The sequence below is a fragment of the Pseudoxanthomonas sp. CCNWLY206-1 genome, assembly GCF_039710385.1.
Classification (GTDB): Bacteria; Pseudomonadota; Gammaproteobacteria; order Xanthomonadales; family Xanthomonadaceae; genus Pseudoxanthomonas_A.
The window spans coordinates 158,626-174,492 of sequence record NZ_JBDKXI010000006.1 but is presented as its reverse complement, the minus strand read 5'-3'; the positions used below and the strand labels follow the sequence as shown (position 1 = coordinate 174,492).

Genomic DNA, 15,867 nt, shown 5'->3' with positions numbered 1-15,867 from the left:
CAGATGGGCTTAGCATGCCACCGCTGAAGGCTGCCGCCGCCTGCCGAACGGCGGTATGACCTTCGTCATGCTCCCATCGATCATTGCTCACAAATAATCCCGCAATGGCGTCCATGCTTCCGTTAACCGTTCCAGCCCAAAAGCGGCGTTGGCAGGACTGGTCGAAGGCAGCGGCAACAGGGCGATCCGTCGTCGATCGAGAGCAATATCCAGCCGAGGCTGAACATGGCGGCGAAAAGCCTCGGCCGCCTTGCCGCCATTGAAGGCGATGACGCGCAGTTCCGTCCATTCGGACAGGCGCTCCGCGATGGGGTTCGGTATTTCAGTATCGCGCACGATCGCGGTGTCCAGGCTGCCGCTGCGCTGGCACTCCCCAATCACGTCCCATAAGCCGATTCCAGCCGCGTGCAACGCATGCAATCGCGATTCATAGGATTGCCCGGCATCGACGCCGCACAAGCGGTGCATCAGCGGCCAGAAGCGGTTGCGCGGATGCGCGTAGTACTGGCCCGCGCTCAGCGATGCGCCGCCCGGCATCGAGCCCAACACCAATGCGTGACATCCCGGGGCAATTCGCGACGGTAGTCCGCGCAACGTGATGGACACCGTCAACCGCCTTGCGCGGCCCAGGGACGAACCACCAGCAACGCACCGACCGCTACCAATACGGCACCCACCACTCGCAGCAGATCGACGGGCTGGCGTGTGTGCAGCACACCGAAATGGTCGAGCAAAAGCGATCCCATCAGCTGTCCGAATACCACCAGGCAGATCAAGGCAGCTGCGCCCATGCGCGGAATCAGCAATGTGGAAGCGGCAACGTAGACCGCACCAATGGCACCGCCGGTCCATGCCCACCAAGGCACCTTGCCCAATACGGAGGCTTCGAACGCCGGCCGCGACGCCAGCCACCACAGCACCAGCACGCCGGTGCCGACGGAGAACGAAACCAGGGAAGCGAACACCGCCCCGAAAGTCTGCTTTCCCAAAGCCGCATTGATCAGCGCCTGCAACGGCAACAATGTGCCGATAAGTATCGCCAGTCCCAAACTCACAGCATTCATTCCGATTCTCCCGCACCAGAAACGCGTCACGATACGGGAAGCCGCATCAGGAAAATGACATCGGATGGCGGCAAAAGCACTGGTTCTTCACATCCCGCAACGTGCAATGCAACGAATGCGACAGAAAGCCCGCTTATCTACGAACCAACGAAACGCTCATTCTTCATCAGGCACAATGTCCGGCATGGCAGCTGCGACCCCCCTTCGCCGCCCGCCGCCACCTTCATTGAACGACGCTTGCGCGCTGTTCCTGGATGTGGACGGCACTTTGCTCGATTTCGCGGTCCAACCGGATCGCGTCAGCCTGCCCGCAGGTGCATTGCCCATCATTCAAGCCATCAGCGACCGGCTGCAAGGCGCCGTGGCGTTAGTCAGCGGACGCCCGCTGGAGCAGTTGGACCGGCTGTTCTCGCCGTTGCAACTGCCCGCGGCCGGACTGCATGGCCATCAGTTTCGTGGCGGGGCGGCATCAAGGCCGCCGGAAACCTCGCCCGCGCTCGACCGCTTCAAACGTGAAGCAGCACGCTTCGCGGGTGAATATCCCGGCGTGGCGGTCGAAGACAAAGGCAGCCACGTGGCGTTGCATTGGCGCGCGGCACCGCAAGCGGCGGACTACGTACGCGCCTTCGCCGAAACCCTTATCGGGAATATCGAAGGCTACCGGCTGCAACCGGGCGACCATGTTGTCGAACTGGTTCCGGCACACGTCGACAAAGGTCGCGCAGTGGTAACGATGATGCGGGACCCGCCCTTCAGTGGGCGTACGCCGGTTTTCGTCGGCGACGACCTGACCGACGAGTATGGGTTCGAGGCCGTGCATAAGCTGGGCGGCTGGAGTGTGCTGGTCGGCGAGCGCGAAAGCAGCCACGCCACCTACGCACTCGCCGATCCCGCTGCGGTGCACGTCTGGCTGCGCGCTCAATGCCCCGCGGAGGCTCCCCCTGCAGGCGCCCTGCTTCCTGGATCCGACGACGGAGAGACCGCATGAATCAAGCTAGCCCCGACCTGGCCAGCCTCGACCTGGGCGTAATCGGCAACGGCAGCTTTGGTGCATTGGTCGACAAACGCGGACGCGTGGTGTGGAGTTGCCTGCCCGCGTTCGACGGTGATCCGGCGTTCTGCGCGCTGCTCTCGCCGCGCGATCACGATGGCGGCGATTTCTCCATCGAGCTGGAAGATTTCGTCGACAGCGAGCAGAGCTACCTCAAGAACACCGCCATCCTGCGCACCGTGCTGCGTGACCGCCATGGCGGCGCCGTGGAGATCATCGACTTCGCACCACGCTGGCGCCGTCACGATCGGTTTTATCGCCCGGTCATGCTGATCCGACAGGTGACTCCGCTCTCGGGCAGTCCGCGCATCCGCGTACGTGTGCGGCCGCTGGCGGATTGGGGCGGACGCGTGCCCGACTCCACCTGGGGCAGCAACCATGTCCGCTGGCTGCTGCCCGATTTCACCTTGCGCCTGACCGGCGATGTACCGGTGCGGTTCATTCGCGACGAGTCGGCTTTCGTTCTTAGCCATCCGATGAATCTCGTGCTGGGTCCGGACGAATCGCTGACCCGCGGCGTCGCCGGCTTCGTGCGTGAAGCACGCGAGCACACCGCCGATTACTGGTACGAATGGGTCCGCTATCTATCCATACCGCTGGAGTGGCAGGACGCCGTCATCCGTAGCGCCATCACGTTGAAGCTGTGCCAGTACGAGGACAGCGGCGCGATCATTGCCGCGATGACTACCTCCATCCCCGAGGCACCCAACACTTCGCGCAATTGGGACTACCGCTATTGCTGGCTGCGCGATGCGGCGTTCGTGGTCAGAGCGCTGAACCGGTTGGGCGCCACGCGCACGATGGAAGGCTTCCTGCGCTACATCTTCAACATCGCTACCGGCGACGGCACGCTGCAACCGCTGTATGGCATCGGGTTCGAGGAACAACTCCATGAGCACGAGGTCGAGACGCTGTCCGGCTATCGCGGCATGGGTCCGGTGCGGCGCGGCAACCTGGCGTGGATACAGAAGCAACATGATGTGTATGGCAGCGTGGTGTTGGCCTCGACCCAGCTCTTCTTCGATCAGCGCTTGGTCGACCCGGGTACCGAAGATACGTTCAAGCGCCTGGAACCTTTGGGTGAACGCGCCTTCGCCTTGCACGATCAACCCGATGCCGGACTGTGGGAATTCCGTAGCCGCGCCGAAGTGCACACCTACACCAGCGTGATGTGCTGGGCCGCGTGTGACCGCCTGGCCAAGATCGCCGCACGCTTGCAACTAGACGAGCGCGCGATGCACTGGCGTCAACGTGCGGACACGGTGAAGGCCAGGGTGCTGGCCGAAGCCTGGAGCGAGGAACGCGGGCATTTCACCGACACTTTCGGCGGCGAACGCCTGGATGCTTCGCTGTTGCTGCTGTCGGATATCGGTTTCATCGCAGCGGAGGATCCACGCTTCATCGGCACCGTGGACGCGATTGGGCGCTTCCTGCGGCGCGGCGATGCGCTGTTCCGCTATATCGCGCCGGACGACTTCGGCACGCCGGAAACCAGCTTCACGCTGTGCACCTTCTGGTACATCGACGCGCTGGCCGCTATCGGACGCAAAGAAGAAGCACGAGAGCTGTTCGAACGCATCCTGGCGCGCAGGAATCATCTGGGATTGTTGTCGGAGGATCTCGCGTTCGAAGATGGCGAAGCGTGGGGCAACTTCCCGCAGACCTATTCGCACGTCGGCCTGATCATTGCTGCCATGCGCCTGTCGCGCTCCTGGCAGGAGGCTTCGTGAGTCGCCTGGTGGTGGTGTCGAACCGGGTCGCGTTGCCCGGGGAAAGTCGTGCGGGGGGACTGGCGGTGGGGTTGCTGGCCGCGCTGCGAGAGCGTGGCGGCTTGTGGTTCGGCTGGAGCGGCAAGGTCACGCGCGAGGAAAGTGGCCGCCTGCATGACCAGAGCGACGGCGGGATCCGCTTCGTCACCATGGATCTCAATCGTCGCGATCACGACGCGTACTACAACGGTTTCGCCAATCGCACTCTCTGGCCGCTATTGCACTTCCGCCTGGACTTGGTGGATTACGACCGCGCCACGCGCGAAGGCTATCGCCGGGTCAATGCCTTGTTCGCCGAAAAGCTGGCGCCGCTGTTGCGCGAAGACGACATCGTCTGGATCCATGACTACCATTTGATTCCCCTGGCGTCGTTGCTGCGCGAACGTGGCGTCGGCTGTCGCATGGGGTTCTTCCTGCACGTTCCCATGCCTTCGTGCGATCTGATGGTGGCGCTGCCGGAACATGAAGTCCTGTTCCGCAGTCTCTATGCCTACGATCTGGTTGGCTTCCAGACGCAACGGGACGTGGATCGGTTTCTCGCCTATGTGCGGCTGTTCGGCGGCGGCAAGCTGTTGAAGGATGGCTGGTTCGAAGTGCCGGGCGGACGGCGGGTGCGCACTGGCGCATTCCCGATCAGCATCGATACCGAACTGATCGCCACCCAGGCGCGCGCCGCCATGGGCAAGCCAGCAGTCAAGTCGTTGCGTGCTAGCCTGCAACCGCGGCAATTGGCGATCGGCGTGGATCGGCTGGATTATTCCAAGGGCTTGCCGGAACGTTTCCATGGCTACGAGCGCTACCTGGAACGCCATCCAGACCAGAAGGGGCACCTGACTTACCTGCAGATCGCGCCGATCTCGCGCGGAGACGTCGCCGAATACCAGACGTTGCGCAACCAGTTGGAGCAGATCGCCGGCCACATCAACGGCAATCATGCCGAACCGGATTGGACGCCGCTGCGCTACGTCAACCGCAACTTCGCCCATGCCACATTGACCGGTTTCTATCGCATGGCGCGCGTGGCGCTGGTCACGCCATTGCGCGACGGCATGAACCTGGTAGCCAAGGAATTCGTCGCCGCGCAGGATCCCGAGGACCCCGGCGTGCTGGTGCTTTCACTGTTCGCCGGCGCCGCCGACGAAATGACCGAAGCGCTGATGATCAATCCCTACGATCTGGATGGCGTGGCGGATGCCATCGCGATCGCCGCCACCATGGCCAAGTCCAAACGCATCGAGCGCTGGCAGGCGATGATGCAGACGCTGCGCAGTAACGACATCAATACCTGGCGCAAGCGCTATCTGAGCGAGTTGGAATCGGGCTGAACTCAGAGCCGACTGCTCAACGTGTGGGAGCGACGTAAGTCGCGATGAAGCTTTACCGGTGAAACTTCATCGCGACTTACGTCGCTCTCACAATAGGACATCACGTCGAAAGTGCCCAAGGAACGAGTACGAATATTCGTTCGGTTCAAAACGAAACTGAACCTTCGCTGGATTTTCCATGATCAATTCATTTCGCGAACGGGCCGAGGTTCATGCCGGTTTGGTTACCGTGCGCACGCCCTTTGGGCACATAACAGAAAATTAAGGAGCTCCCCCATGAATTCCATTCGTTCTTTGACTCTCGCCGTGGCCTCTTTGCTGGCCTTCGCGCCTGCCGCTTTCGCGCAGGACACCACTGATACCGCTGCTGGCAAGCGTTTCGCCGTCGTAGGCGGCGCTGCCATCCTGCAGCCTGATTCCGATCCCCTGCCAGGTGCACGCATCGACGTCGACGGCGGCACCGCGCCGACGCTGAGCGCCAGCTGGTACGCCACCGACAATATCGCCATCGAACTCTGGGGCGCTGCTGACAAGTTCAATCATCGCGTCCGCGGCGACCAAGGCAAGATCGGCAGCATCGATCAGCAGCCGATCGCGTTGAGCGGCCAGTATCACTTCGGCGCGCCGGACAAGGCCATCCGTCCGTTCGTGGGCCTGGGCTATTACGAGTCCAACTTCAGCAACGAGAGCATCGGCGGTGATGGCGCGCACGTAGGCTTGGACACCGCGAAGGGTGCCATCGCCACTGCCGGCGTCGACTTCAACATCACCAGCCGCTGGTTCGCCCGCGCCGATGCCCGCTACATGAAGGGCGACTCGGAGATGCGGATCGCCGGCCAGGGCACGGGTGAAGAACTGACCATCGATCCATGGACCGTGGGTGTCGGCATCGGCGCGCGCTTCTGATCCAGTCAGCGTTGCGATACCCAGGCGGCGGGTCTTCACGGACCCGCCGCCTTTCTTTTGCCGCCTTTCCTTTTATGGAATCCCTTCTTTATGGAATACAAATTCTGCGAATACGTGGCCTTAGCAAAGCGCCGGGTAGCGTGTGGGTGAGTAACGAATCCATACGGAGAAGCGCCATGCCCACCGTTCGACTGCGTGTAAGTGCCAGTGAAGACGTTAATCAAGAGTTGATGAATAACCTGCAATCCATCGAAGGTATAGAGCATGTGGAGGAAGTGGGCGACCTGATGCCACATGGAGACGATGAGGATTCGAGTTCGGCCGGTCTTCCTGACGATGCTTCACCTGGCTTTCATCAGCTGGAAATCGAAGCCCCAAACGAAGAAGGTGTGCGTCGCGTTTACGCGCTGGTGGAACGAGCCGCTAACAACGACCGGTTCAAGGGTGCGATCGAGATCGTAGACGAGTTCTGATCGGCCGCGCGCGCCTACCGCAGCAACCGCGCCAGCCGTGCTAATCGCCATTTCAACCCCCAGGCGTAAGCCAAGTAGTACCCCAGCAACAGGCCAGCCACGGCCAGCAGGCTGGCGTGATCCAGTGCGGCGAGAAAACTTTCCGCCTCGCCGCCGCGCCATTGCCGATACACCTGCACGAATCCCATGACGATGCGTCCAGCGATCAACAACGTCAGCGCCAATGTCAGCCAAGGATTAGGGCGATAGAACAGCCCCAGCGGCGTAATTTCGAAACGAGTGATCGCAAGACCCAGGCCACCGATGACGATGCCAACCCCAAGGCCAGCTGCGGCATAACCGAGACTTCCGGGCCACCAGACCGCACTGATCGCGCTTACCATCACAAATACCGCGACCGACAGCAGCAGCCCCCACGCATTCACAGCCACCAGCCAGGGACGCGCCATCCTGCGCGCCTTGCCATAGCGATAGCGCTGCCAAAGCGACAGCGGCAGCAGCACCAGCCACAACACCAGCATGACGGCCAGCAGCAGGGGAATGATCAGGACGGGCATGCCCGGCATCATGCCGTATTGCGGGGAATGGGGAATGGGGAATGGGGAATGGAGAAAGCGGGAAAGCGGGAAAGCGGGAAAGCGGGAAAGCGGGAAAGCGGGAAAGCGGGAAAGCGGGAAAGCGGGAAAGCGAGCGAGGCTCTAGCTTTGCCTCCCCCTTTGTAAAGGGGGACTGAGGGGGATTTGCTCTTGCTGTTGCGTAGTCAAGGCCGCTCAGCTTCCACATGCACCTTTTCCCGGCGCAGCAGGTACAAACCGCTAGCCACGATAATCGCCGCGCCTATCCAGGTGATGCTATCCGGCAGTACACCCCACAACGCGACATCCAATATCACGCCCCAAAGCAACGCGCTGTACTCCAGCGGAGCGATCAGCGACGCCTCACCACGGCGGAACGCCTCCGTCAACGCCACCTGGGCCAGCGAGCCCGCCACCCCCACGCCGACGATGATCCAAATGTCGCCGGCAAGGAGCGGCTTCCATCCGGGGAGCGCCAATAGCCAGGCACCCAGCGACAGCAGCACCATGAACCAGAACACCATCGACTGCGTGCTGTCGCGCTGCGCCAGCATGCGCACCGTGATCGCGCCGGCGGCGTAGCACACCGCCGCGCCCAATATGGCCAACCCGCCCGCGGTCAGCATCCCCGCCCCGGTCGGCCGCAAGACCACCAGCACGCCGATCAGGCCGACAATGATCGCGATCCATCGCCCCGGGCCGACTTTCTCCTTCAACAACGGCCCTGCCATCGCGGTGACCAACAGCGGCGCGACGAACGTGATGGCATAGACGGTGGATAGCGGCAGCGTTCGAAGGCCGTAAACGAAGCCGACCATCATCGCGATACCCAATGCGCCACGCAGCAGATGCAGGGGCCAATGCACCCGCAGCAGGCTGCTCGGCTTGACCGTCGCAAATACCCATATCGCTACGATCGGTAGCGATGAAAGCCCGCGCAACGCCGAAACCTGCAGAGACGGGTAATGCGACGAAAGCAGCTTCAGGCCGGCATCCATCAGCGCGAACATCAGCACCGCCAGCAGCATCAGGCCAATGGCGGAAAGTTGGGGGTGGCGGGGAGTCATGCCGCATTATCACTTGCTCACAGGCGCAGCGCAGCGGGACCGCGTAAAATCACCGGCTAACCCGATGGAAACCCCGCCATGCCTTCTTTCGACGTCATTTCCGAAGTCGACCGCCACGAACTGACCAACGCGGTCGATCAAGCTAACCGTGAACTGTCCACCCGCTTTGATTTCAAGGGCGTGGACGCCAAGTTCGTGCTGGAAGAAAACGTGATCAGCCAGTCCGCGCCCAGCGATTTCCAGCTCAAGCAGATGTCCGACATCCTGCGCGCCCGCCTGATCGCGCGCGGCATTGACGTGCGCTGCCTGGAAGAAGGCGATATGGAATCCAACCTGGCCGGTGCCCGCCAGAAGATCACGGTCAAGCAGGGCATCGAGCAGAAGATCGCCAAGAAGATCGCCGCCACCTTGAAGGAAGCCAAGCTGAAGGTGGAAAGCCAGATCAATGGCGACAAGCTGCGAGTCAATGGCAAGAAACGCGACGATCTGCAGGAAGCCATCGCACTGTTGAAGAAAAGCGAGTTCGAGCTTCCGCTGCAGTTCGACAACTTCCGCGATTGAACATGGACCCGATCTCCGAAGAGCCGATCGCAGCCACCCGGCGCTGGCTCGAGCGGGCGGTAATCGGCCTGAATCTCTGCCCATTCGCCAAAGCCGTCTACGTAAAGCAGCAGGTGCGTTTCGTGCTGAGCGACGCAACGACACCCGAGGCCCTGCTGGAACAGCTGGCGGAAGAACTGGTGTATCTGCGCGATGCCGACCCCGAACAAATCGACACCACGCTGATCATCCACCCCGACGTGTTGACTGATTTCCTGGACTACAACGACTTCCTGGACAACGCGGACGCCGCCGTCGAAGCACTGGATCTGCAGGGCGTGCTGCAGGTAGCCAGCTTCCACCCCGAGTATCGATTCGCTGGCACCGCCGACGACGACATCGGCAACTACAGCAACCGTTCGCCCTATCCCACCCTGCATTTGCTGCGCGAAGCCAGCATCGATCGTGCGGTGGAGGTGTTTCCCGACCCCGATGTGATCGTCGAGAGAAACCTGGAGACGCTTGACAAGCTAGGCACGGACGGCTGGCGCAAGCTGTTCTCCGATTGAGTTCGATTCATCTCCGCAATCCGAGCTCTGTCGGGGGAATATGCAACCCGTTGTCGAAGGTTCTGGAACTGTCGCGACCAGCCAGTCCACATCGTTAGCGGCGCCAGAAAGGTTTATCTCTCGTGGCCTACAACCAGACCGAATGCCAATATGGATATTCGCCTGGATGACTCACCAGCCCAGCCCTCAGGGGATTGGACACGATATATCTAGCCGCAGGCTTGATGGTGGATTCGGTGCGGATAGCGCGATCATGGAATCCTTTTTCCCAAACCGCTCCCGTTGCCGGATATTCCGTCCGCATGCGGCGGGCGCTATTGCTCTTCAGCTTCTGCACGATAATCGAAAGGCTGTCCATGGCCCCAAGCTCGATCAGGCCGTGCCAATGATCCGGCATCAGCACCCAAGCCAACAACTGCGAGCGATACCACAGTCGCCGGTCGGTCATGGCCTGCGCAGCCAGGCGCGCGAGGTCATGATCTTCAAAGAGCTTGGCGCGGCTTGCGGTGGTGAACGTCACCAGATATATCTGGCCAGTGATGGGATTCCGGCCTTTTCTTAGTGTGGCGTAGCCCAGCATGCATGCGATCTCCGATCGGGAGCATGCATGGTTCACCGCTGTATCTCCCACTGCTATCGGGGAATTGCGGTTTCCGTTGTCAGAAGGTTCTGGAGCTGTCGCGACTCACGTCGCTCCCACCGTGACGATTAACTTGTGGGAGCGATGTGAGTCGCGACCGTATCAACCACCCACATCGAAAAGCTTACGCAGGTCTGCTTCCTCCAACGGCCGCCACTGTCCAGCCGGCAGATCGCCTAGCTGCAACCCGCCCACCTCGCTGCGGTGCAGTGCTTCCACATGGTTGCCGACGGCGGCGAACATGCGGCGGACCTGATGGTAGCGGCCTTCCGTCAATGTCAGCCGTGCATGGCGCGGGCCGAGCACTTCCAATCCCGCGGGTGCCAATGGCGTTTGTTCGGTTTCCAGCATCAGGGTGCCGCTGGCGAAGAGCGCGCTTTCATCGCCGCGCAGGTCTTGCGCCAATGTTGCTTCATAAATCTTGGGAAGCTTCGACTTGGGCGACACGATGCGATGCAGAAGCGCGCCGTCGTCGGTCATCAACAACAGTCCGCTGGTGTCGCGATCCAGGCGGCCCACCGGCGACAGCAGCGGCGAACGTAGCCGGAAGCGCGGCGGCAGCAAGTCGTAGATGATGCGGCCCGGATCCTTGGTGGAACAGGTATAGCCGACTGGCTTGTGCAGTAGCAGGATCAATCCTGGTGGCGGGTCCAGCGGTTCGCTATCGACGCGGATGTTGTCGTGATCGACGGGGTCATCGGCGTACAACACTTCGCCCGCGGCGTCGGTGACGCGTCCTTCGCGAAACATAAGTGCTACCTGCTTGCGGCTTCCGTAGCCGAGGTTGGCGATGTGCTTGACTATCTTCATCGTCTCAGCGTCTCGCCTTGATCGCTTCGATCACCTTGAAACCATCGCGCTCACCCGCCACGCGCACTTGGCCGAAGCTGGCATTGAGTGTCTCCTCGTAGGGAAGATGACGGTTGGCGACCAGCCAAAGACGGCCTCCGGGCTTCAGCGCTTCCGCCGCGACCGCGATGAAACGGCGGCCGATATCCGGCCGGTCCGCGCGGCTCTGCGTATGGAAGGGCGGATTGCTGACGATGAAATCGTAGCGTTTCGGCAGGCCGGTGGTGACGTCATGCCACAGATATTCCAGCTGCGCGGACGATGCCTGTTTCGCCAGATTCTGCTGCGCCAGATCCAATGCGCGGGCTTCGGCTTCATACAGATCGAGCGCCTGCACCTTGGGGCAACGCGACAGCACCTCAGCCGACAGGTAGCCAAATCCGGCGCCCAGGTCCGCGCCATGACCAGCAAGATCCGACGGCAATTTTTCGACCAGTAGCGATGATGCCGGATCGATGCGATCCCACGCGAATACTCCGGGCCGACTAATGAAACGGCCGTCCAAGATGGCCCGTGGCGAATCCAGCGCCAACCACTTGTCGCGCAACGTAGTGTCGATGCCGCCATCGAGCGGTCGAGTCCAGAAAGCGCGGCAGTGATGCTTGGTCAGGCTGCCGCCCAATCCGGTCAGCTGCTTCAGATCGCCCTCGCCGGACTTGGCGCCTTCGTTGTTGGTCATGCTCGCCACCACGGTGCCGCCCGGTGCCGTCAGTGCGGTGGCGCGAGCGAACAAGGCGCGCGCTTCGTCGCGTTGCCGCGGCGGCAGCACAAGCACCAGCGGATAGCGCACATCGGCACTTGCAGGTGAAGCCTCCGGAATGACCTGCAAACCTGCGCGCGAAAGCTCATCGGCGAACGGCTTGAAGCTCTGCTCGCATACCAGCCGTGCAAGCGGAAACTGCCGCAGCCCGGCGCCGTCGCGGGCGCGCAGGAACAACACATCTCCTGCAGGCCAAGTTAATGGTCCATGCGAGAACGGCAGGAACAACGTATCCAGCGCGGGATCGGAATGAGGAGTGGCCAAGATGCATCACGAAAAAGGAAAGGCGGTCGCGATTCTACCTGCCGGTGCATCCGCTCATGTCTTCTTGCGTTCGGCAACGGGGTGCGACCGTTTGTCGGGATGACGATTATCTTGTTAAAAAATAGTTGCACGAACAAAATAACCCGGGTATCGTGCGCGGCCTTCGCCTCTTGTGGCGATTTTTTCAGCTACCGCTTTTCAACGAACGTTTTTTTAGAAGACACCTCCATGAAACCTAACTTCGTCACCGCGATCGTGTTTGCCCTGTGGCCATGCCACGGCGCGGATGCCCGTGCGCGCCTGGCCTGCGACGGCCTGCGTGGCGAACGCAATCGGTACATGGACACCTGATCTACGGCTGAACTCCCTGGGAGATCGGCCACCCCGATCTCCCGAGGCAACGCGAACGCCCTCGGGTCGCAAGCCCCGGGGGCGTTTTGTTTCTAGCGTTCGCAAGGGATGCGTATGCATCGAAAGAGTTCAGTCAATCCCATCAACGGAACTTAGTTTCCGCCCTGAAGCATCCGGTGTGCCTGATTGCACGCCGAGGCAGGGGCGCGGCGGCAACGGGCGCATGTGCGCCGCGTTGTGATGCTTCGACGCGAGTGGCGCGGTATGGGTTGATGAAAGTTTAGGCGCAATGCGCCTACATGCATTGCCGGTTGGCGACAGCCGGCAATATGGAACATCGATCGAACACGTTTCAGCGGCATGGGTTACTGCTTTCATAGAGCAGGCCCGTCCGGTGCGCACGGCTTTGCCGTGGCGTATGCCGAAGCGTGGGAGAAGGTGTTTCACGAGCGGACGAAAGCTCAGCGGTCGAGCAGCGGCGAAAGCCGTTGGCACCGGTTCGAATCCGGTTCGTCCACCACTGGATAGCTCAGTTGGGTAGAGCAGCAGATTTGTAATCTGTCAGTCGCGGGTTCGACTCCCGCTCCAAACCATGACCTGTTACGTCATGACACCGGGACGAAAGTCCCCACCCGGAAACGCCCCATGCGGCGTTTCGTGCTCACGCCAAGGACGGTGTGGCACGGAACAAGGCAGCGGCGGTGCAGCCAGAGCCACGTCCTTGAGGCGGGCGGAACGGTATCGAAATCGACGCAAGCGGAACATCGCGAGCATCGACAGGCATGCCGGACTCCCCGCGGACAGCGCGCGATTCCCGCTGCATCGGCGTCACGGGGCGTTTCCACTTCTTACTCCCTCTCCTGCGAAGGCAGAGGAGGGTTGAGGAGGGGTTTCGTGGTTCATGAGATGCCACAGCACCCCCTCCCAACCTCCCCCTGTCTTCACAGGGGGAGGGGCCAGCAGCGCGGTAACCGATCCTCCGCGTGAGCACAGCATCAACGGATCGGACCACCAGAGCCGACAAGGAAATAAACCATGACTCTAAAGAGCATGTTCTGGACCAAGAGGGTCGTGATCGGTGACGGCGAACGCGGCCTGGTGTATCGCAACCGTCGGTTCGAGCGTCTGCTCGCGCCGGGCGTCTACACGTTCTTCGATCCGCTGGATCGAAGCGTCGTCGCCGTGCACAACCTGACCAAGCCGGAATACGCCGGCGACGCCGATGTGTTGATCGCACAGCTGGGTGCGGGTTTGTCCACGCACTTCGTGCTGGCGGATATCGGCATGCAGCAGGTCGGTCTGGCATCGAAGAACGGAAAACTTGAAGACGTGCTGGCCCCGGGTACTCGCAAGCTGTACTGGAAGGGTTTGATGCAGGTCGACGTGCAGACCGTGTCACTCGCTGGCACGCTGGAAATCGATGCCGCGGTGGTCAAGCGCCTGCGCCAGTTGGGCTTGTTGACCAAGGTCGCTGTAGCGGTCGATGTGCCCGCGCAATCGGCAGGCCTGCTGTTCATCGACGGCAAGTTGGTGAGCACGCTGGGTGCGGGTGCGTACGCCTTCTGGAACTTCCAGAAGAACGTGTTCGCGGAAGTGATCGACTTGCGCGTGCAGTCGCTGGAGGTCTCGGGCCAGGAACTGTTGACCAAGGACAAGGTGTCGTTGCGTGTGAACCTGGCCGCCAGCATGCGCGTGACCGACCCGGTCGCGGCGCGTACCAAGGTAGCCAAGTACGGCGATCACCTGTACCGCGAACTGCAGTACGGCCTGCGTAAGGCGGTTTCCGCCAAGACGCTGGACGAGCTGCTGGGCGACAAGGCCTCGCTGGATGCGGACATTTTCGCGTACGTGCGCGGCCAGGTCGGCGAGCTGGGCATGGAAGTGCTGGGCGTCGGCGTGAAGGACGTGATCCTGCCGGGTGAGATGAAGGACATCCTCAACGGTGTGGTGCAGGCGGAGAAGACGGCTCAGGCCAACGTGATCCGCCGCCGTGAGGAAGCGAACGCCACGCGTTCGCTGCTCAACACTGCGCGTCTGATCGAGGAGAGTCCGGTGTTGATGCGCCTCAAGGAGCTGGAGGCGCTGGAAAAGGTCACGGAGAAGATCGACAAGCTGACCGTGTTCGGCGGCCTGGATGGCGTGCTGAAGCAGTTGGTGAGTCTGAAGCAGTAGCACCGCCCCTTTCCCGCTCACCCCGCGTGAACGGGAGAGGGGGCAATTTTTACTTCAATGGAAGAAGCATCATGAACACACAACATTTCGAATGGCTGCATGCCGAAGGCAGCAGCACTCCGATCAAAGGCTGGGTACACGGCGTGCCGCTGGAAGCACAGGCGCACGAACAGCTGCGCAATATCGCGTCCATTCCCTTCGTTGGGCCCTGGGTCGCGGTGATGCCTGACGTGCATCTGGGCAAGGGCGCCACCGTGGGTTCGGTCATTCCCACCCGCGGCGCGATCATCCCCGCGGCGGTCGGTGTCGACATTGGCTGCGGCATGGCCGCGGTGCGCACCACGCTGCGCGCCAGCGATCTGCCGGACAACCTGGCGCAACTACGCTCCAGCATCGAGCGCAGTGTGCCGGTGGGCAATGGTCCTGGCGGCGAACACCGCCGTCTGCCGGACAGTCATGAAACGCGACTGGCGCAATCGGGTCTGGTGACGCGACTGGAAGCCATCAAGGCCAAGCACCGCAGGATCCGCACCGACAAGCTCGATCGCCAGATCGGCACCTTGGGCGGCGGCAATCATTTCATCGAAATCTGCCTGGATGAAACCGGCGCGGTGTGGGTAATGCTGCACAGCGGCTCACGCGGTACCGGCAACTTGATCGGCACCTACTTCATCGAACAGGCACGCGAGCAGTTGGCTCATCGCGTGCTCGGCTTTCACCTGCCGGACAAGGATCTGGCTTTCTTCATGGAAGGCGAGCCGTTGTTCGACGATTACGTGGAAGCGGTGTCGTGGGCGCAGGACTATGCCCGCGCGAACCGTGAAGCGATGATGGCGCGGGTGCTGGCGGAGATGCGCCACCGTCTGCCGAAGTTCCAGTTGGAGAAGCTGGCGGTCAACTGCCACCACAACTACGTGCAGAAGGAGATGCACGGCGGTGAGGAGCTTCTGGTCACCCGCAAGGGTGCCGTCAGCGCGCGCGATGGCGAGTTGGGCATCATTCCGGGCAGCATGGGCACGCAGAGTTATATCGTGCGCGGCAAGGGCAATCCGGAGAGCTTCCACAGCTGCAGCCACGGCGCAGGCCGCGTGATGAGCCGTACCGCCGCACGTCAGCAGATCACGCTGAAGCAGCACCGCGAAGCCACCGCCCATGTGGAATGCCGCAAGGACGCGGCAGTCATCGACGAATCACCGGCGGCCTACAAGCCGATCGATGCCGTCATGGCGGCGCAGAGCGATCTGGTGGAAGTGGTGCATACGCTGCGCCAGGTAGTCTGCATCAAGGGGTAGCTCGGCTGCCCGCGCCCCGGTAGCCGTACAGAGTGCGCGATTAAGAACGCGCCGCAGCGCGTCTGGATGGCAAACAGGCGGCTTCAATCGCTGTTCGGATTCTCTTGCGGGAGTGGTGGGGGGCGGGCCGGCCCCCACCCCCCCCCGACGCGGCAGCTTTGACCCACACCCCCCAAGTTTTTTTGTGGGCAAAACCAGAG

The 15,867-nt window shown here is 61.8% G+C and carries 17 protein-coding genes and 2 tRNA genes; 12 read left to right on the top strand and 7 right to left on the bottom strand.

Annotated features, from left to right (window positions below; translation table 11 throughout):
- Positions 1-87 precede the first annotated feature (87 nt).
- Together AADW18_RS14750 and AADW18_RS14745 are read right to left on the bottom strand one after the other, a co-directional pair.
- Positions 88-606: a DNA-deoxyinosine glycosylase gene (locus AADW18_RS14750; protein ID WP_337344146.1), complete on the bottom strand. Its 519-nt coding sequence runs from the start codon at positions 604-606 to the stop codon at positions 88-90.
- A 2-nt stretch (positions 607-608) separates the two neighbouring features.
- A complete protein-coding gene (locus AADW18_RS14745; RefSeq protein ID WP_337344145.1) occupies positions 609-1,064 on the bottom strand; it encodes a DMT family transporter in 456 nt (151 codons plus the stop codon).
- A gap of 184 nt (positions 1,065-1,248) precedes the next feature.
- On the opposite strand from AADW18_RS14745, the gene otsB reads away from it, so the two are divergent.
- The 5 genes from otsB to AADW18_RS14720 all read left to right on the top strand — a co-directional run bounded on the left by otsB (position 1,249) and on the right by AADW18_RS14720 (position 6,588).
- Positions 1,249-2,052 carry a trehalose-phosphatase gene (gene otsB / locus AADW18_RS14740; RefSeq protein WP_337344144.1) on the top strand — a complete coding sequence of 268 codons (804 nt, stop codon included), beginning with the start codon at positions 1,249-1,251 and terminating at the stop codon, positions 2,050-2,052.
- A complete protein-coding gene (locus tag AADW18_RS14735; RefSeq protein ID WP_337344143.1) occupies positions 2,049-3,845 on the top strand; it encodes a glycoside hydrolase family 15 protein in 1,797 nt (598 codons plus the stop codon). Before otsB ends, AADW18_RS14735 begins: the two co-directional genes overlap by 4 nt.
- Entirely contained in the window at positions 3,842-5,209 is a 1,368-nt protein-coding gene (gene otsA / locus AADW18_RS14730) for an alpha,alpha-trehalose-phosphate synthase (UDP-forming) (RefSeq protein WP_337344142.1), read from the top strand. Before AADW18_RS14735 ends, otsA begins: the two co-directional genes overlap by 4 nt.
- Before the next feature lie 276 nt (positions 5,210-5,485).
- A complete protein-coding gene (locus AADW18_RS14725) occupies positions 5,486-6,115 on the top strand; it encodes an OmpW family outer membrane protein (RefSeq protein WP_337344141.1) in 630 nt (209 codons plus the stop codon).
- Between the two features lie 176 nt (positions 6,116-6,291).
- Positions 6,292-6,588 (top strand): hypothetical protein, encoded by a 297-nt coding sequence (locus AADW18_RS14720; RefSeq protein ID WP_337344140.1) that lies wholly within the window; start codon positions 6,292-6,294, stop codon positions 6,586-6,588.
- Between the two features lie 14 nt (positions 6,589-6,602).
- Here AADW18_RS14720 and AADW18_RS14715 read toward each other — a convergent pair whose 3' ends face one another.
- Both AADW18_RS14715 and AADW18_RS14710 read right to left on the bottom strand, forming a co-directional pair.
- Positions 6,603-7,145, bottom strand: coding sequence for a DUF1453 domain-containing protein (locus AADW18_RS14715; RefSeq protein ID WP_337344139.1), 543 nt, complete (start codon positions 7,143-7,145; stop codon positions 6,603-6,605).
- 203 nt (positions 7,146-7,348) lie between these two features.
- Positions 7,349-8,230 carry a DMT family transporter gene (locus AADW18_RS14710; RefSeq protein WP_337344138.1) on the bottom strand — a complete coding sequence of 294 codons (882 nt, stop codon included), beginning with the start codon at positions 8,228-8,230 and terminating at the stop codon, positions 7,349-7,351.
- 78 nt (positions 8,231-8,308) lie between these two features.
- Here AADW18_RS14710 and AADW18_RS14705 point away from each other — a divergent pair, with 78 nt between their 5' ends.
- Both AADW18_RS14705 and AADW18_RS14700 read left to right on the top strand, forming a co-directional pair.
- Positions 8,309-8,791 (top strand): YajQ family cyclic di-GMP-binding protein, encoded by a 483-nt coding sequence (locus tag AADW18_RS14705; protein WP_337344137.1) that lies wholly within the window; start codon positions 8,309-8,311, stop codon positions 8,789-8,791.
- Between the two features lie 2 nt (positions 8,792-8,793).
- Positions 8,794-9,339 (top strand): DUF1415 domain-containing protein, encoded by a 546-nt coding sequence (locus AADW18_RS14700; RefSeq protein ID WP_337344136.1) that lies wholly within the window; start codon positions 8,794-8,796, stop codon positions 9,337-9,339.
- 127 nt (positions 9,340-9,466) lie between these two features.
- Here AADW18_RS14700 and AADW18_RS14695 read toward each other — a convergent pair whose 3' ends face one another.
- The 3 genes from AADW18_RS14695 to AADW18_RS14685 all read right to left on the bottom strand — a co-directional run bounded on the left by AADW18_RS14695 (position 9,467) and on the right by AADW18_RS14685 (position 11,852).
- Positions 9,467-9,919 (bottom strand): transposase, encoded by a 453-nt coding sequence (locus tag AADW18_RS14695; protein WP_337344135.1) that lies wholly within the window; start codon positions 9,917-9,919, stop codon positions 9,467-9,469.
- A gap of 162 nt (positions 9,920-10,081) precedes the next feature.
- Positions 10,082-10,789 (bottom strand): 16S rRNA pseudouridine(516) synthase, encoded by a 708-nt coding sequence (locus AADW18_RS14690; protein ID WP_337344134.1) that lies wholly within the window; start codon positions 10,787-10,789, stop codon positions 10,082-10,084.
- A 4-nt stretch (positions 10,790-10,793) separates the two neighbouring features.
- Complete coding sequence (locus AADW18_RS14685) at positions 10,794-11,852, bottom strand: class I SAM-dependent methyltransferase (RefSeq protein ID WP_337344133.1); 1,059 nt, start codon at positions 11,850-11,852, stop codon at positions 10,794-10,796.
- Positions 11,853-12,080: 228 nt separating this feature from the next.
- Here AADW18_RS14685 and AADW18_RS14680 point away from each other — a divergent pair, with 228 nt between their 5' ends.
- From AADW18_RS14680 to AADW18_RS14660, 5 genes are all read left to right on the top strand, one after another.
- Positions 12,081-12,203: a hypothetical protein gene (locus AADW18_RS14680; RefSeq protein WP_337344132.1), complete on the top strand. Its 123-nt coding sequence runs from the start codon at positions 12,081-12,083 to the stop codon at positions 12,201-12,203.
- 451 nt (positions 12,204-12,654) lie between these two features.
- Positions 12,655-12,723: transfer RNA gene (locus AADW18_RS14675), tRNA-OTHER, on the top strand.
- Positions 12,724-12,796, top strand: a tRNA-Thr gene (locus tag AADW18_RS14670).
- A gap of 457 nt (positions 12,797-13,253) precedes the next feature.
- Positions 13,254-14,375 carry a slipin family protein gene (locus AADW18_RS14665; protein ID WP_337344288.1) on the top strand — a complete coding sequence of 374 codons (1,122 nt, stop codon included), beginning with the start codon at positions 13,254-13,256 and terminating at the stop codon, positions 14,373-14,375.
- Positions 14,376-14,443: 68 nt separating this feature from the next.
- Entirely contained in the window at positions 14,444-15,667 is a 1,224-nt protein-coding gene (locus AADW18_RS14660) for an RtcB family protein (protein WP_337344287.1), read from the top strand.
- The last annotated feature ends 200 nt before the right edge of the window (positions 15,668-15,867 follow it).

Excerpts from the sequence above, each read along its gene's own strand:
- AADW18_RS14665 (WP_337344288.1), top strand. The coding sequence starts at position 13,254 with ATGTTCTGGACCAAGAGGGTCGTGATCGGTGACGGCGAACGCGGCCTG.
- AADW18_RS14690 (WP_337344134.1), bottom strand. The coding sequence starts at position 10,789 with ATGAAGATAGTCAAGCACATCGCCAACCTCGGCTACGGAAGCCGCAAG.
- AADW18_RS14700 (WP_337344136.1), top strand. The coding sequence starts at position 8,794 with ATGGACCCGATCTCCGAAGAGCCGATCGCAGCCACCCGGCGCTGGCTC.
- AADW18_RS14680 (WP_337344132.1), top strand. The coding sequence starts at position 12,081 with ATGAAACCTAACTTCGTCACCGCGATCGTGTTTGCCCTGTGGCCATGC.
- AADW18_RS14745 (WP_337344145.1), bottom strand. The coding sequence starts at position 1,064 with ATGAATGCTGTGAGTTTGGGACTGGCGATACTTATCGGCACATTGTTG.
- AADW18_RS14715 (WP_337344139.1), bottom strand. The coding sequence starts at position 7,145 with ATGCCCGTCCTGATCATTCCCCTGCTGCTGGCCGTCATGCTGGTGTTG.
- AADW18_RS14705 (WP_337344137.1), top strand. The coding sequence starts at position 8,309 with ATGCCTTCTTTCGACGTCATTTCCGAAGTCGACCGCCACGAACTGACC.
- AADW18_RS14725 (WP_337344141.1), top strand. The coding sequence starts at position 5,486 with ATGAATTCCATTCGTTCTTTGACTCTCGCCGTGGCCTCTTTGCTGGCC.
- AADW18_RS14735 (WP_337344143.1), top strand. The coding sequence starts at position 2,049 with ATGAATCAAGCTAGCCCCGACCTGGCCAGCCTCGACCTGGGCGTAATC.
- AADW18_RS14695 (WP_337344135.1), bottom strand. The coding sequence starts at position 9,919 with ATGCTGGGCTACGCCACACTAAGAAAAGGCCGGAATCCCATCACTGGC.
- AADW18_RS14720 (WP_337344140.1), top strand. The coding sequence starts at position 6,292 with ATGCCCACCGTTCGACTGCGTGTAAGTGCCAGTGAAGACGTTAATCAA.
- otsB (WP_337344144.1), top strand. The coding sequence starts at position 1,249 with ATGGCAGCTGCGACCCCCCTTCGCCGCCCGCCGCCACCTTCATTGAAC.
- AADW18_RS14710 (WP_337344138.1), bottom strand. The coding sequence starts at position 8,230 with ATGACTCCCCGCCACCCCCAACTTTCCGCCATTGGCCTGATGCTGCTG.